A 15597-nucleotide genomic window follows, 5' to 3' on the forward strand; every position below is an offset into this window, starting at 1 on the left:
TGTCTTCCCTCCGGGATGTGTAAGGTCTGTCACGTCCATATTGCCGACCCTGAATTCATCTGTAAACTTCATAAAAGAGAACGACACCATCTAAAGAAGTGATACCGTGCCTGCAAATTCCGACAAACCCGCCCGCAAAGACGTCACACTCACACAACTGAAGTACTTCATTACGGCCGCCGCTCACCGCTCTATGACCGGGGCAGCTGCAGAACTATATATCGCGCAATCGGCTGTATCCACGGCCATTGCACAGCTTGAGCACACCCTCGGCGTGCAGCTCTTTATCCGACAACCGAGCAAAGGCCTGGCCCTAACAATCAGTGGCGAACAGTTACTGAAGGATGCACGATCATTGCTCGCACAACTGGACGAACTCACTGAAAACGTGAGAACCCAAGATACAGCAGTCGAAGGGGTTCTTCGCCTGGCCTGCTTCGTAACGCTTGCGCCGTTTATCCTGCCCCAGCTCATCTCGGAACTCGGCAACCAGCATCCAAACTTACGCATTGAGGTTTTCGAAGCAGATTTCGATGAGACATCAAAAATGCTTTTGGATGGCACTGTCGAAGCCGCCCTCACCTACGATTTTGGCGCATTCCAAGGAGTTACCTTCAAGCGTCTATACCACTCTGCACCACATGTCATCTTGCCAGCAGACACAGCCCTGGCCCGCCAGGAAAAGATCTCGCTTTCAAGCCTTCAGGGATGGGACATGGTCCTCCTCGACATCCCTCACTCACGCGAGTACTTTCTGAGCATGCTAGAAGCCGCCAACGTTAAGCCACACATTCGCCACAGCTCACGCAGCTACGAGACGGTACGCTCACTAGTCGCACGCGGCCATGGTTTTTCAATACTCAACAACATCCCAAAATCGAATTCCACGTATGACGGGGGCCAGTTGCGGGCAATTCCAATCGCCGATGACTACGCACCGTCGCTTGACGTTTGCCTCACCCACCCTGCCGATGTGCGCCCCTCTGCGCGAACTCGGGCCGTTGCTACAATCGCCACCGAACTCATGCAAGGAGGCAACTCCTCGACTGGCACGCACCAGTGACAAAACTGCCTTGAAGGACAAAATCTCCAATCGCAAATTCACGCCTGAGCCATCAATATCTACTTAACTGATAGATCTAATGCTTTATATATATTTTACGGAACCACCCCTAGCTGCAATCATGTGAGATACAGCACATCCGTTGCGATCAATGCACTTGATGGCCCGATAGTAGATCCGACAAAGATCCAATGGGCCCCTGAGGAGGCTCTCCGTGAGTTACGAACCACCCGTCGTTACAAAATCTTTTGTACGCTTCGAAAAACAACACATTATGCCCATTCCAGAAAATGCGCGCACCGGAACTACCTGGTCCGTTTTCGCAATCTGGATGGGCCTCAATATGATGCCCCTGGCTGCCGTCACTGGAGCTGTAGCAACGGGCACCTACAACCTACCGATTGGTTGGAGTATTGTCGCCATTCTCGCAGGAAATGTCATCGGTGCGTTTGGATCGGCGCTACACGCATCCCAAGGGCCCCACCTGGGCATTCCACAGATGCTGCAAGCGCGCGGACAGTTTGGCTTTTATGGCGGAGCTCTCTTTGCGTTGATTGCCCTGATTATGTTTATCGGCTTCTTTGCCAGCATTCTTGTCGTAGCAAAAGATGCCCTCGTTTTAGTCCTTCCGTCAATAGACGGAACGGTCGCTATCGTTGGCTTCGCAGCGATCGGGATCATACTATGCATCTTCGGCTACGATTTGCTTCGTAAGACGATGATCTATTTATCTTGGATCATTGGAATTTCCGTTGCAGTGTCGATGGCCTTGCTGTGGTTCCGTCCCGAAGTGCTAGAAAATTCCGCACAAGCGACATTCTCAGTTGAAGCATTCTTTGCTGTGATGGCGATCGGCGTGGTCTGGCAGCTTGCCTATGCACCATACGTTTCGGACTACACACGATACTTACCCAAGGCGACCGGCCCGAAGACCGCGTTCTGGTCTACCTATATTGGCTTGGTTGCCAGCTCAGTTTTCGTCATGATTCTCGGCGTCCTTCTCGGTACCGTGGCCCCCACCAATCCACTTGAAGGGCTCTCGTCATACCTCGGACTCATCGGATTTGCAGTACTTATCATCTTTGCACTCACTTCCGCCATCATTAATGGAATTGAGCTGTACTCAGCAGTGATGAATGGCCTGACCGTCATGCATTCTAGCTTCCGAAAACTTACCATTACAACGAATACTCGTGTTGCTACCACCCTAGTCCTAGGAGTAGTCTCAACGATCATCGCGGTTCTTGGGCAGGGCAACTTCATGTTCTGGTTTGAGAGCTTCTTAAACCTGCTCCTATATGCACTGATACCGTGGTCGGCGATCAACTTAGCCGACTACTTCATCGTCAAGAAGGGCGACTACGAGGTCGCAGACCTATTCCGACGAGACGGTGGACGCTACGGCAAGTGGAACGCTGTAGGCCTAGTTAGCTACTTCATTGGACTCGCTTCTCAAATTCCATTTATGATGAGCCCTTTCTTCGATGGCCCGCTAGCAGCCAGCTTGAACTACATCGATATCTCCTGGCTCATCGGGTTTATCTTTACAGGGGTCGTCTTCTTGGTACTGCAACGATTTTTCGCCAAACCTGACCCAGTAAACACAGGATCTGATGTTCAAGTACTGCAAGCAGCAGACAAAACCCTCAAATCATAGCGTCTACCACCGCGGGCAGGGCTGTTGCCCTGTCCGCGGTGCGTGCCAATTGAAAATCTGACATACAAGCCTCCAACGTCACGAGGACATCACAAAGTAGATACACAACGAACCTCAGCCTGCTTCGCGACCTGGTGCATCTGATTTTTTGTTACCTAACATAGGTTTCAACTATTTGCCTGATGTGACTTGACTCTCGCACAATAGTGCATAGAACCTTTTACCTTTTCATTCCACACTGAATACCAAAGTCATCAAACGACGGAGAAGGCTCGCCGCTCGTGTGGATACGAATAGCTACGCAATCAATCTTTAAAACAACTGTGTTTTAACTACTTCCGGTCTACTAGATAGAGGTGCCACTCCCATGAGTAACGCAAATAGTAATTCCACCGATGTAATCATCATCGGAGGTGGCTTCGCTGGCGTCACAGCAGGACGCGAGCTCAGCAACCTGGGCCTGGAGTCCATCATTTTGGAAGGTCGCGATCGACTTGCTGGCCGTACTTGGACTAAAGAAAGCGACATCGGCATACCGCTTGAGATGGGCGGAACGTGGGTGCACTGGGCCATGCCGTATGTGTGGTCAGAAGTGAAACGCTACGACCTTCCCCTATATATCACACCGTTTGCGGAGGAAGCCTACTGGAAAACCCGGAACGGCTTGAGCACTGGGACGCCTGATGATCTGGCCGATGTACTTGATAACGGCATGAACCAACTGCTGTCACGGTCCTTGGAGGCATTCCCAACACCGCATGATCCATTTCCGCTCACTGACCTTGCTCATGAACTCGATCCAAAAACTATCGAAGAAGCCATTAATGAGCTGGACGTCTCTACTGAAGAGAAGGATGTCCTGAACGGCATTTGGGCATTGCATTTCAATTGCGACGCTGAACGCGGTGGTTTCACCACAGCACTACGCTGGGGTGCCCTAGCCAACCAAGATTGGAAATACCTGGCAGAAATCACTGAACGATATAAGTTTGTCAACGGCACCCAAGAACTCCTCAACGCCATCCAAAATGATTCGAAAAGCCAGGTGAAGCTCAATTCCCCCGTTACATCAATCGATGAACAAGAAGACCAGGTAGTTGTTACCACGCGTGACGGACAACGCTACTCGGCCAAGCAGGTTATCGTTACTGTTCCGATCAATGCGCTGAAGAACTTAGAATTCAATGGACCGTTTGATCCCAACGCACTCAGCATCGCCCAAGCGGGTCAAGCGTCCAACGGTCTGAAGGTATGGATGCGAGTGCAAGGCCAGCACAAACCGTTCCATTGTTTGGGTACGAGCCAGGACACGTTGCACTGGATCCAGTATGAAAATGATTTGGATGGGGACAGTGTCCTCGTTGCGTTCGCACCTGACGCGTCACGCTTGGACGGCAATAACGTTGCTGAAGTACAGAAGGCACTACACGAATACCGGCCAGATCTCGAAGTTTTGGCAGTGGACTCACATGACTGGGTGAATGATGAATTCGCTCAGCAAACGTGGACTATGTTCCGCCCGTGTCAACTCACAGGGGATGCAACAACCTTGCTAACGAAACATACTCGCACATGGCTAGCCGGCGCTGACTATGCCCACGGGTGGACCAGTTTCATTGATGGCGCTATTGAAAGCGGTATGCGAACCGCCCGACGAATTTCCCGCACTCTATAACTAGTAATCATTAAAACAACCTTAAAGGAAGCTCAACACATGACCGCTTACGTAGAATATGTAACCTATAAAGTCGATGTAGTCGACGAGAGTTTTCTAGATCTGCGCCGCAAAGCAATTCTAGCGATAAAAGCAAACCACCCGAATTTACTTGAGGTTCCGGTGTTTTCACACGACTCAAATGGGGGTTGTACAGAGATCTGGATTTACCAGAGCGAACAAGATGCGGAAGCCGCAAACGCTGCTGGTAGCTCCATTGCGGATTTTGCAGCATATGCAGAACTGCTTCACGATCTCAAAATCGCGGCCGAAGAAATGCCTTCAGCGTCAGCAGATCCGCTCCGAACCTATTAATCCAAACCTTGGGACGTGGGCAGAACCCATGTTCTGGCCACGTCCCAAATGTTCCGTTCACTGGTGCGTTCCTACAATTCCAATGAGGAGTTTCACGTTGGCGAATCATAACACCAATAAACAATCCCGGATTGAAGTTGATGGTCTAGGATCTGTAGAAGTCCCCTCCACCGCCTACTGGGGCGCAAGCACACAGCGCGCACTAGAGAATTTCGCAATTTCTGGCAATCCCCTCAGCAAATTACGCTCACTCATCTGGGCTCTTGGAGCGATCAAAAAAGCTTCTGCCCAAGCAAATGAACAACAGGGACTGCTGGGTGGTGCAGCGTCAGCCGCAATTCAACAGGCATCTCAGGAAGTTATGGATGGGGACCTCGATGAATACTTCGTTATTGATCAAATCCAAGGTGGCGCGGGAACGAGCACCAATATGAATGCCAACGAAGTAATTGCTCATCGGGCTTCTGAGCTGCTGAACGACATGCAACCGGGTGCGCAGCGTATCCATGCACTAGATCATGTGAATCGGAGTCAATCAACCAACGACGTTTACCCCACCGCACTCAAACTGGCATTGCTTCGTGATATGCAAGAACTTAAGAGAGCGTATAGCGCATTGGCTGATTCGTTCTCTTTGAAGGCACAACGTTTCTCCTCGATTCTGAAAGTTGGTAGAACACAACTTCAAGATGCCGTTCCAATGACCCTGGGCCAGGAATTTCAGGCGTTTGCCTCTTCGGTTCGAGAGGAAATTGACCTAATCGACACTTTCGAACCAAAACTCCTTGAAACCAACCTCGGTGGCACAGCCATTGGTACCGGCATCACAAGTTCCAGCGCTTATAGCGAGAGTGTCATATCCGCGTTATCTGACATCACTGGCTTACCAATCACGTCGTCCATAGATCTCATAAATGCGACCTCGGATGCGAGTCCTTTCTTAACGGTTTCATCGGCGCTACGACGCTCAGCAGTGAAACTCTCAAAAATCTCCAGTGATCTCCGACTTTTGTCATCTGGACCGCAAGCTGGGCTTGCTGAGATCAGATTGCCTGCCGTTCAACCGGGATCATCCATCATGCCAGGCAAAATCAACCCGGTCATCCCAGAAATGGTCAATCAAGTAGCATTTCATGTCATAGGAGCAGATACCACCGTTACGCTGGCGGTGGAGGCAGGTCAACTTCAACTTAACGCCTTCGGACCTATCATCGCCCATAGTCTCTTGGAATCCCTCACTTGGCTGACACACGCTTGCGATACTCTACGTGAACGTTGCATTGACGGGATTGAAGCTAACAACTCGGTTCTGGAGGAACGGATCGCCGAATCGGTCAGTATTATTACTGCTCTCACTCCAGCTCTGGGATACATGGCTGCAGCAAAATTAATACACGATACTTTAGAGCACGGTGGCAGCGTGCTAACGAATATCCGCAGACAGGGTTTACTCACCGAGGACCAGCTCGCCGAGCTGTTGTCCATTAAAAAACTAACCGGTCATGATCGTGACGACACCGTCCTCGCGTCTGAAAAAGTCTAAATTCCAGAGATTAACAAACAACCTGACTAGGACTCTTCGTGGATAGCTTGGTCAAAGAAAAATCGGCCTTATTCAAGACCACCATGCCTTCGATATCTAAGTGTATTGAGTTCGATGTTGTAGCGCAGGTTCGCGCAATGGTCCCTGTCACCGACGATACATGCAGTGGCAGCGTATCGTGATGCACAGGCCAGTCCCACTGCAAGGGGGTGGCACCCGACTTCCACAAGTGAGCGTTGATTTTTGCGTTGTGGTCGCGTCGTGCCATGTCAGCTAGTTTCGGGTTGCTGTTTTGGGTGTCTAAATAGGCGCACTATGTTGGGGACATCTGTTTGTTTTTGAGCAGAGTGACAACAGGACCTGGGGCCATCCCGGTGCAGATCGTTCGGAGGTTCGGGGACAGAAAAATCGCGCGTGCTGGCCAAGCTCGGCGTTCAGGCGGTGCATCAGAACACTTTGCTCAATGCGCTCAAGCGTGCCTAGCAGCAGGGAGTAACGTGGACCCATTGCTCAGGCCTGTTTTGACCACAGCCTGCCGACCACCGGCATGAGTCTGCTTGCTCTCTATGATGTCACAACCTGCTATTTTGAGGCCGGGCAGGTAGGAAGATGACTACCGCAAGGTCGGGTATTTCAAAGGACGCCGCGTGGATCTGCAAATTGTGGTGGGTTCAGTCGTAGACCGGGCCGGGTTTCCATTAGAAATCCACAGCGTTGAAGGTCACACCGCTGAGATTCACACCATCCTGCTGGTGATCCAAGCCCTCCAGGCTCGTCACCAGGTCGCTGACACGGTCGTGGTGACCGAAGCTGGGATGCTCTCGGACACGAATTTGGCAGCCATTGATGCCGCCGGGCTGCGCTTTATTGTGGGTTCGAAACAAACCAAAGCACCCTGGGACCTGGCGGCGAGTTTCCACCATCACACTCACACTGCCACCAACAGTACCGTGACAACCCGAGACCGGTTCAAACCAGCCAATGAGCCGCTCGACACCATTATTGTGCCGGTGTGGGATCCAGACACCGATGCTCCCGAGCCGAGTGGCAATACCAGACCAAACGCGCCAGCCGGGATGCCACCACCCTAAAAGCACAACAGCAACGGGCGATGAGAGTCGTGAAGGGTTAACGGGCCGTGAGTTCGACCCCGTTTGTCACAGCTCAGGGCGCGATCATGGTCTTTGACCAGGCGATCTATAACCGAAGCGCACGGATTGCCGGCTGAAAAGCCTACATCACCAACCTCGATGATACCGTGGGGAACGCCGCCGGGGTCGTGGCTTCCCCCACCAGTTATGACATGTGGAGCAATCCTTTCGGATGTCCAAAACTGACCCGCCTCCCCGGCCAATGTATCACCACACCCGCGAAGCCATTGAATCCCATCTCACGGTGGTGTTCATGGCCTTGGCTGTGCCCCGATACATGCAAACCCAGACCCGAGCCTCGCTGAAGCGGATCATCACCCCGCTGAAACCCAACAGATCCACATCAATACCTAAAACGGGATACTAAGTTTGTTTGCGCTCGTCAACTTTTTGAGACAGTTTCTGTTGATTGTTTTTCTGGTTATGCGGCCAAGAGTTCTTGGTCGCTGGTGAAGTAGTCATTCCAGGCATGGACCGGTGGGTAGCCACCGGCTCGTTGGTTAGGTCGACGGCGGTTGTACCACGATTCGATGTACCTCAGGATGGCGGCTTCGGCTTCGCGGTGGGTGGCGAAGCGTTGGTGGTGGTAGAACTCTGTTTTGAAATGTGAGAACCAGTTTCGGCCACGGAATTATCCCAGCACACGCCAGTTCGGCCCATGGACTGAGTCACCCCATTGCCAGCACACGACGCCTGAAACTGCGCCGAGGTGAACTGAGACCCTCTGTCGGAATTAACCCGAATTCGGGTTAATTCCGATTAAGCCGAGGTTTGGGTTAAGCCGAAGAATTCGTTTATGGCGCATGCTGGTGCGGTTGTGCGAGAATTCCTCGGCTTAACAATCTTAGTTATCTCAGGCTGTAGAGGGTTTGAATCTGGTCATTGGTGAGCGGTTGAGTGCTTGCCGTGGTGATAGCCGGTGTGGCCGCTTTGACGGCTTGTCGCATCATGTCAACGGTGGCAAAGGCATAGAATGCCGAGGTGGTGGAGGCATGTTCATGACCCAGCAGGCGCATGATAATCGGTAGTGGCACACCTTGTTGGTAGAGGTCCATGGCTTTGATCTTGCGCAGCATATGGCAATACACGTTGTCTGGGACCGAGGGGCATTCGAGTGCAGCTGTTTTGGCGGCGGTTTTCAATACTGCTGCTACGGTATCGGTCGAGAGTCTTGTTGGTTGACCGCGGTGCAAGCTATAAAACACCGGCCTGGTTGCGGGCAGGATATCTGGGTTGGGATGAAATTCTGCCAGATACACTTTCAGATGTTCGATGGTCTTGGTTGTCAAGGGCACGACTCGGGTGCGGTTGCGTTTCCCGGTCAGCGTCACCCGTGCTGGCTCGGTGAGCGCTAGGTCTTGAAGCGTCAGACCGGTCAGTTCGCTGACTCTGGCGGCGGTGTCGTAGAGCATGATCAGCAGCATCCGGTTGCGCCGGGATTTCGAATGCTGGCCGGTAAAAGCCGCCAGGATGGCACGGGTTTCGGGTTGGGTGAGGTATTCCACGGGTTGTCGTGGTGCTACGGGTGGGCGCAGGCTTTTGGCGGCTTGGGCCAACGCCACCAGTCGGATGTCTTCTTGGGATGCGTAATCTAAGAAGGCTTTGAGCGCGGTCAAGCGCTATCCGATGGTGCGTGGTGCGTAGTGTTGTTCGGTGTTCATCCAGGCCAGCCAGGCTTTCAGCTGGTCGCGGTGGAAGTGGTCGAAACTGATCTCTTCGCGCGGGATATGTTGGTCGTCGGTGAGGTAGGTGATGAAGCATTCTAAACTGATGCGGTAGGCTTGGATCGTTTTGACGGCCAGTTTCCTGACCGTTGGCAGATAGGCGTGCAGATAATCTCGGGCTGCGTGCCAGAACGCTAAGGTATCGGTGTTGGGGTGGCGTTTCATTGGAAACCTACCTCCGGCAAAATCTCGCCTGTGTGCTGGGTGATGTCGGCGTAGGCGTCCAGGAAATCCGGGCTGGTGTGAATGTAGTAGTAAGTGGATTCAAAGGTGGCATGGCCCATATACCGTGATAAATACGGTAATAGCGCGCCAATATCTTGACCGTTGTGTCGCCACCGTTCAATATTGGCATAGGCAAAGTGATGCCGAAAATCATAGGGACGGGGAGGTTTGGCCTGCATCGGTCGCCCGAGCCCTGCTTGATCCCAAATGTGCTTGAAGATCACGCCGACTGCCACAGAGCTCACCGGGGTGCCAATGGCCGAGACAAAAAACGTGTCCCGGTCAGCTCCGAACTGCTCAGCAGTGGCCCGCTCACAGCCAGCCAAGAGGTCGATGAGTTCATCGGTGATGGGTAGCCGTCGGCTCCGATTGTTTTTTGCAGACACAATATCCAACCAGCCATCGGTCAGATCGACATGGGTTGTTTTCAAACCGCGGGCTTCACCGGTTCGGAGTCCACAGCAGTGCATTAACCCGAAAAACGCTGCGGCTTGCCACCGCCACGGCGAATGCACGGTCAACTGGGTGGCTGCCCCAAAGAACTGCTCAATCTGGCTGCTCGAAAATAGATACGGCTGAGATTGGGAACGGCCTGCTATCCACCGATCAGATAACACATAGGCAGTGTCGTGGCCTTGGGTGTGGAGCCACCGGCCGAAATCTCGGATATAGGAAAACCACGAGCGGTAGGTATTGGTTTGCAGATGATGGGTCACCCATCCTTCAACCGTGTCACGATCAAACACTGTTCGGCCATGCTGGGTGCAGTAGGCATCAAATTTCTGTAGATGCCAGATCCTGGATTTCCCAAAGAACCCCAGCTGGAGTTTGAACTCCAGATACTGGGTGAGGTGGTGCGCAAATACGCTGGTAAAACCATAATCGTTCATGATCGCGCTCCTGCCGGAATGGGCAGCACACACTGCAGTAGCCGTTGCTCATCAACACTGAGATACACGTTGGTCGATTCCTGACGAGCGTGACCCAACACCGCCGAAATCGTTGGTAGCGCAACGGCAGCTTGCAACATGTTCGCAACAGCGTTATGGCGCAGTAATTGGGTGCCGGCTTTGACTCCTGTGACCCCGGCTGCCCGGAAGGTCTTGTCAATCACGGTATAGATCGAGGCATGATCGGCTAGCCGAGTATGGGGTGCTATCGAGCGTACAAAGACATGATCATCATCGGTAGCAGGGCGTTGATGCAACAGATAGTGGGCCAGTTTGGTGATCACCAATGCTGGAACTGACAGCGTGACAGGATTGCCAGTTTTCTGCTGCAGCACATGGAGCAGGTGGCCACGCCAGTCAATATCTGCTAATCGCAGTCCGATGAGGTCACAGGCTCGCAACCCCGTCACCAAGGCCAGCAGTGTGATGGACGCGTCCCGGGCAGATACCACCCCGGTGGCACACGCTTGAACGACCAGTTGCTGATCGGCCGCATCCACCACCGGTGGCGTTTTGACCTGCCGTCGAGCACGCACCATATTGATGGCCGCGACCAAATCAGTGCGACCAGTGAATTTCAGAAACGGACGGAAATTCGTCACGATCCCATACAGGGTGGTCGCCGCCCACCGCCCCATCAACGACTCGACAAAGGCCAGCACACTTGCACCATCGGCATCAGCCAAATCAACGATGTCCTGGTCTTCCAGAAACACCAGATAACTCCGCGCCAATCGACCGTAGTAATCTTGTGTTTGGGCCGCTAAGCCACGTTGGGCCATGTCGTGTTCCCACGCCGTTGCTAAGGCTGTGAAATCGTGGCCCACGGGCCGTGCTCCACCTCCACCGCGCTTTGTCACGGCCAAGGAGACCACACCAGTTTCCAGATACGAATTGCTCACACGCACAAACCGACCGTAATCAAATCTGCGCACAGCACTAAATTTCCCGGTCCGAGGGCTGGTGGTCATCGTTGCGAACTTCGCACCCAACTCCACAATATAAAGCTGGTCCATACCGCCGGCATACTCAGCCAGGGCGTTGATGGTTTTCTGGTAATTACCGATCGTGGATTCCATATACCCGGCATCACGCAGTGCCACCACGACGACCCCGCCGAGCTGTTTGATTGTTATATCCATGACCCGCTCCTTTCAAGCGTTTCGGATACAACAAACCTTAGAATCAGCAGCTATGTTAAGCCGAGGAATCCTGACACAACCGCACCAACATGCGCCACAAACGAATTCTTCGGCTTAACCCAAACCTCGGCTTAATCCGCATTAACCCGAATTCGGGTTAATTCCAACCGCGGATCGCAGTTCGGTTCACGAAAATTTGTGCGCGCCCTAAAGCATCATGGGCTGGTCGGCTCCATGGGTCGAGTCGGCGCCGCAGGCGATAACGCCGCGATGGAATCCTTCTTCTCGCTACTGCAAAACAACGTACTGGACCGCAAACCCTGGGCCACCAGGGGCGAGCTTCGCATCGCGATCGTCACCTGGATCGAACGCACTTACCATCGTCGGCGTCGACAATCCCGGCTCGGCAGGTTGACCCCTGTGGAATTTGAGGCCATGATGAACACCCAGGTGGTACTCGCTGCCTGACACAACACCTGTCACCTAACCGTGCAGCAGGCCCAACCTTTTGTGCTGAGTTAGCGGCTTGGTTAAGGTGGAGGTTATCAATGAGATCTCGACCATTAAAGTGATAAGAATCCGGCCATCGTGGCATGAGTTTCCTGCCACAATGGCGCGAAGGGTGTCATCAAGGCGTTTTCCATGCGTTAGGATTCACTGCGGAATTGTAGGAATCAGCAGTAGTGGACGGTATCGGCCATGATGTCGTCGATGAATACGGTGCCCCAGCGGGCAAATTCCAGTTTGGTGGTCGGCAGTGAGTCGGTGGTGAAGTATTTTGCAGCGATACCTTATTGGCCTGATGCCACGCCTATGGTGATCGCCAGGTGGGTTTTGCCGGTGACGACGTCGCCATACAAGACAAGGTCATTGGGCGTGGTCAATGAAATCCAAACTGACCTGTTGGTCTCTTCCCTAATCCGTGGTGAACCTGATGCAGGTCCGCCGTAGCCGTCAAAGGACTTTAGGGGCAGTCTGGCTTTCCACACTAATCGGGGGCGGTGTGATGCTCGTGGAGACTCGGTTAGCCTACCGCCGGCACTGTTTTCGGATGCAACCTGTGGCGGCAATTCTCGGTCCCACGGCCTTCTGCGGGGCGTTTCTCGTAACCCAAAACCCGGTCAGTTCGGCTTCTAGACTGCGTTCGAACCCGGCTCGGATGTCCTGCTGGATGAACCCATCTTTCCCGGAGAATATGATCTCACCGCAGTCAATTGGCTCATGAGCTCATCAAATGCTCTGTATAGATTATTAGCATGCATTGACCATCTGCCCCAAGCTTATTGCCACTGCAGGAGCATCTACCGTCCTCGATTCGGTCTGGCTGTATTTTTCGGTTGTCACACTTCTCCTACCACTACTCTGATATCAGTTGACTAGGAGGGTTTTACAACCCTTCCCATGGGGCCGATCCAGATCGAAGTGTAGACCACACTTCTAATAAGAAGTGGTAGTAGGACGAAGGCTCAGTATCTTACTTTGTAATGTCCAGGCCCATCTTCTTGAACAAAGGCAAGAATACCAACACCAGTGCTCCCATCGCGATAGCTAATCCCGCGCATCCTAGGAAGAAGGCTGATTCGCTTGACGAATTGACGTACCACGACCCGATAAATCCTGACAAGGACGCCCCTATGCCAAGGGCCAACCCACTTAGGGCCATCATTTGAGATTTAAGTTTCTCTGGAGCCGCTTGCTCGGCCATAGAGAAGAATAAGGGTGCGCAAATTACCTCTGACAAGCCGAAGATGATCATCATAATGATGACAGGATAAATACTCAGTAAGTCTGAAGTCATATAGGACAGCCCCGCAAACCCAAGAAAAGCGACGGTCATCACAGCAGCGCCGATCCCGATCTTTACAGGCGTGCTGGGTTGACGGGCACGCAGTCTTTGCCAAAAGGCTGCCATTGGTATGGTGAACAAGATTCCCGCAATAACCTCGAATGTACTAATGAAAGCAGGCGGAACTTCAAATCCCCCAATACTCATGTTGACTCTCTGATCCGCATATATCGCGAATGTAGTGAAAAGCTGAAGTATCAAGGCCCAAAATATTACACATGCAATAAACACTGGAACGTACATCACAACACGACGTTTTTCCGCATGCGTGGTGCCACTAGAACGTAATATATTGAGGAAAAGGAGTGCTGCTGCAATTACCGTGATCAGGACAATAAATGCGTTGACATTGCTCATATCAACAAATAGAAAAACCGCGAGAAATACGACGCCTAATGCGCCCGCGCCTAGTATCACTACTTGGTTCCGAGACCGCTTATCTATTGGATAAGGCACCTCACGCGCAGCGGTCGGTAAGTGTTTCCATCCCAATAGGTACACGATTATACCAAATGCCATCCCAACTGCTGCAGAAAGAAATGCAGCCTGAAAGCTGACGCGAGTCTGAAGCAAACCAGCAATTACTGGACCAGCAAGCGCACCGATCAGGATCGCACCATAATATAGAGAATAACCCGAATCTTGTTTTGCTCGATCGCCCTTGTACATCTGCCCCACAACTGCAAGAGCATTGGGCATCAACAACCCAGTACCAATTGCGATCAATCCCAAGCCAACAACGAGGGTTGATAGATCCACGGCAAATGACAACGCGATATGCCCGAACATAATTATGACAGCTCCGAGAAGAATCACGGATCGAACGGCAATCAAACGATCGGCAAGCCATGCACCGAAAGGTTGAATAAGGTAAACGACGCCGCCATAGCTCCCAACAACTGCTAAGGCCACAGCTTGGTCCAAGCCTAGGCCACCATCCGCCACACCATAATAGATGAAATATAGCAGGATGCCTTGAATCGCATAGAAGCTAAAGCGCTCCCACAATTCAGCACCAGATACAATAAACAAACCAAGTGGGTGACCGAACGCCCGGACTCGAGGGCCCGCCACACGCCTTCTCTCTGGCGCGCTTTCTTGCTTAACGTATTGCATTGAAAATTCCCCTACTCAGAATCCCCAAACTGCACTGGACATACCTTCAACGGTCAGCTTGAGGAGCGATCATACTACCCATTATGATGCACGTCACTTAATTTAAAAGCCAATAGATATTGTTTGGCAACTGCATAACTTAATTAGATAGCCAATAGTAGGGTTGCCGGATGAATCGAGGGCTACACTGAGTGACCAGCGCTTCGAGACGAGAATTAGTCGCGACTGTTCTTCGACCCGACGCTACAAACGGAGACTTCTTCTCGACAGCTCATCCCGGAAGACTTATGATCTTTTCCGCGGGTGACCGCGAACCTGCCAACGGTTATCCCTCACAAAGGACTTAATGATACAAGCATCACCGGTGAGAGCATTGCTGCGAATCCGTTCTACACTGAGATCTGATAAAAAATGGGGCTGCGAGCACAGGGCTTCTTAGTAAAACAGTGAACACTAAATGAGGCCCCACTGGCGCCTGACCCTATGCCTCTCTGATTTAATAGCCACTAACGACGAATAAACTAGTCCCTGTTGCGACGCGCTGGAAGTCAAAATGGCCTTGCTAACTGAAGCAATACCGCGGACATGGTTATTTTTGAATATTAGCCGGTTAGCCTTTGCAAAGTGGGCATCTTGGGTAGTGGGATTCCGGCCCTGCTAGAAGGATGCTCAGATATGAACAAACAGAAGAAACATCGTCAGTCTTATACTGTGGGGTAACCACGTAAGGTGGCTTGGCTGACGATTTGACGCGATTCGGTCGATTGAGGCCGTGGCTTGAGAGATCAATCCCGGAGACAACCGCTATGTGTGAGTCAACCAAAAAAATCCGGGCGTTACGGATAAACCAGCTGGTCATTAAGCCCAGCTGAACGCGCGAGTTCAACACCAATCCCCCGCATTACTCTTAGGCTCCCCAACTCGAATAGAAATGGAGAGCACGGTGTCGCCTTGACGTTTTGGACCCAAGCTCGTGAAGTTTGAAATGCGGTTAGGATCACCCAGGCTGCCACGCCAGCTGATACACCGTCGGGTATCAAATTCTGATGACCACAGCTGCCTGAGTCTCTAGCACCTCGCGAACGACCTTCACCCGCTTACTCAGTCATGTCCTTGAACCTCTGGCCTAGACTGACATTAATCATCACCAA

The 15597-nt window shown here is 52.2% G+C and carries 12 protein-coding genes and 2 pseudogenes; 8 read left to right on the forward strand and 6 right to left on the reverse strand.

Features of this window, described 5'->3' with window-relative positions; all coding sequences use genetic code 11:
• The first annotated feature begins 106 nt into the window (after positions 1–106).
• The 7 genes from A6F49_RS02595 to A6F49_RS02625 all read left to right on the forward strand — a co-directional run bounded on the left by A6F49_RS02595 (position 107) and on the right by A6F49_RS02625 (position 7810).
• Positions 107–1063, forward strand: coding sequence for a LysR family transcriptional regulator (locus A6F49_RS02595; protein ID WP_043056919.1), 957 nt, complete (start codon positions 107–109; stop codon positions 1061–1063).
• A gap of 214 nt (positions 1064–1277) precedes the next feature.
• Entirely contained in the window at positions 1278–2720 is a 1443-nt protein-coding gene (locus A6F49_RS02600) for a purine-cytosine permease family protein (RefSeq protein ID WP_043056918.1), read from the forward strand.
• Between the two features lie 367 nt (positions 2721–3087).
• Entirely contained in the window at positions 3088–4395 is a 1308-nt protein-coding gene (locus tag A6F49_RS02605) for a flavin monoamine oxidase family protein (protein WP_043056917.1), read from the forward strand.
• A 39-nt stretch (positions 4396–4434) separates the two neighbouring features.
• The gene (locus A6F49_RS02610) at positions 4435–4749 is read left to right on the forward strand and encodes a hypothetical protein (protein ID WP_043056916.1); all 315 of its coding nucleotides are present in this window, start codon (positions 4435–4437) and stop codon (positions 4747–4749) included.
• Between the two features lie 97 nt (positions 4750–4846).
• Positions 4847–6292, forward strand: coding sequence for an aspartate ammonia-lyase (locus tag A6F49_RS02615; protein WP_235604832.1), 1446 nt, complete (start codon positions 4847–4849; stop codon positions 6290–6292).
• A gap of 647 nt (positions 6293–6939) precedes the next feature.
• Positions 6940–7383 (forward strand): hypothetical protein, encoded by a 444-nt coding sequence (locus A6F49_RS02620; RefSeq protein ID WP_052504684.1) that lies wholly within the window; start codon positions 6940–6942, stop codon positions 7381–7383.
• A gap of 232 nt (positions 7384–7615) precedes the next feature.
• A complete protein-coding gene (locus A6F49_RS02625; RefSeq protein ID WP_052504683.1) occupies positions 7616–7810 on the forward strand; it encodes a hypothetical protein in 195 nt (64 codons plus the stop codon).
• A gap of 54 nt (positions 7811–7864) precedes the next feature.
• Here the strand turns inward: A6F49_RS02625 and A6F49_RS18795 are convergent.
• The 5 genes and pseudogenes from A6F49_RS18795 to A6F49_RS02645 form a co-directional block, all read right to left on the reverse strand.
• Positions 7865–8002 (reverse strand): annotated as a pseudogene (locus A6F49_RS18795) (IS3 family transposase); the annotation flags it as partial.
• Positions 8003–8291: 289 nt separating this feature from the next.
• Positions 8292–9059 carry a tyrosine-type recombinase/integrase gene (locus A6F49_RS02635; RefSeq protein ID WP_201120216.1) on the reverse strand — a complete coding sequence of 256 codons (768 nt, stop codon included), beginning with the start codon at positions 9057–9059 and terminating at the stop codon, positions 8292–8294.
• Positions 9060–9062: 3 nt separating this feature from the next.
• The gene (locus A6F49_RS18270) at positions 9063–9332 is read right to left on the reverse strand and encodes a site-specific integrase (RefSeq protein ID WP_201120217.1); all 270 of its coding nucleotides are present in this window, start codon (positions 9330–9332) and stop codon (positions 9063–9065) included.
• Positions 9329–10282, reverse strand: a complete 954-nt coding sequence (locus tag A6F49_RS02640) for a tyrosine-type recombinase/integrase (protein ID WP_043056913.1) — start codon at positions 10280–10282, stop codon at positions 9329–9331. The genes A6F49_RS18270 and A6F49_RS02640 overlap by 4 nt, the downstream gene beginning before the upstream one ends.
• Positions 10279–11484 carry a tyrosine-type recombinase/integrase gene (locus tag A6F49_RS02645; protein WP_043056912.1) on the reverse strand — a complete coding sequence of 402 codons (1206 nt, stop codon included), beginning with the start codon at positions 11482–11484 and terminating at the stop codon, positions 10279–10281. Before A6F49_RS02645 ends, A6F49_RS02640 begins: the two co-directional genes overlap by 4 nt.
• 150 nt (positions 11485–11634) lie before the next feature.
• Between A6F49_RS02645 and A6F49_RS02650 the strand changes: the two are divergent.
• A pseudogene (locus tag A6F49_RS02650) lies at positions 11635–11952 on the forward strand (integrase core domain-containing protein); the annotation flags it as partial.
• A 1006-nt stretch (positions 11953–12958) separates the two neighbouring features.
• On the opposite strand, the gene A6F49_RS02655 reads toward A6F49_RS02650, so the two are convergent.
• Positions 12959–14446 (reverse strand): peptide MFS transporter, encoded by a 1488-nt coding sequence (locus A6F49_RS02655; protein ID WP_052504682.1) that lies wholly within the window; start codon positions 14444–14446, stop codon positions 12959–12961.
• Between the last annotated feature and the right edge of the window lie 1151 nt (positions 14447–15597).

This window comes from Enteractinococcus helveticum (genome assembly GCF_001657475.1).
GTDB lineage: Bacteria > Actinomycetota > Actinomycetes > Actinomycetales > Micrococcaceae > Yaniella > Yaniella helvetica.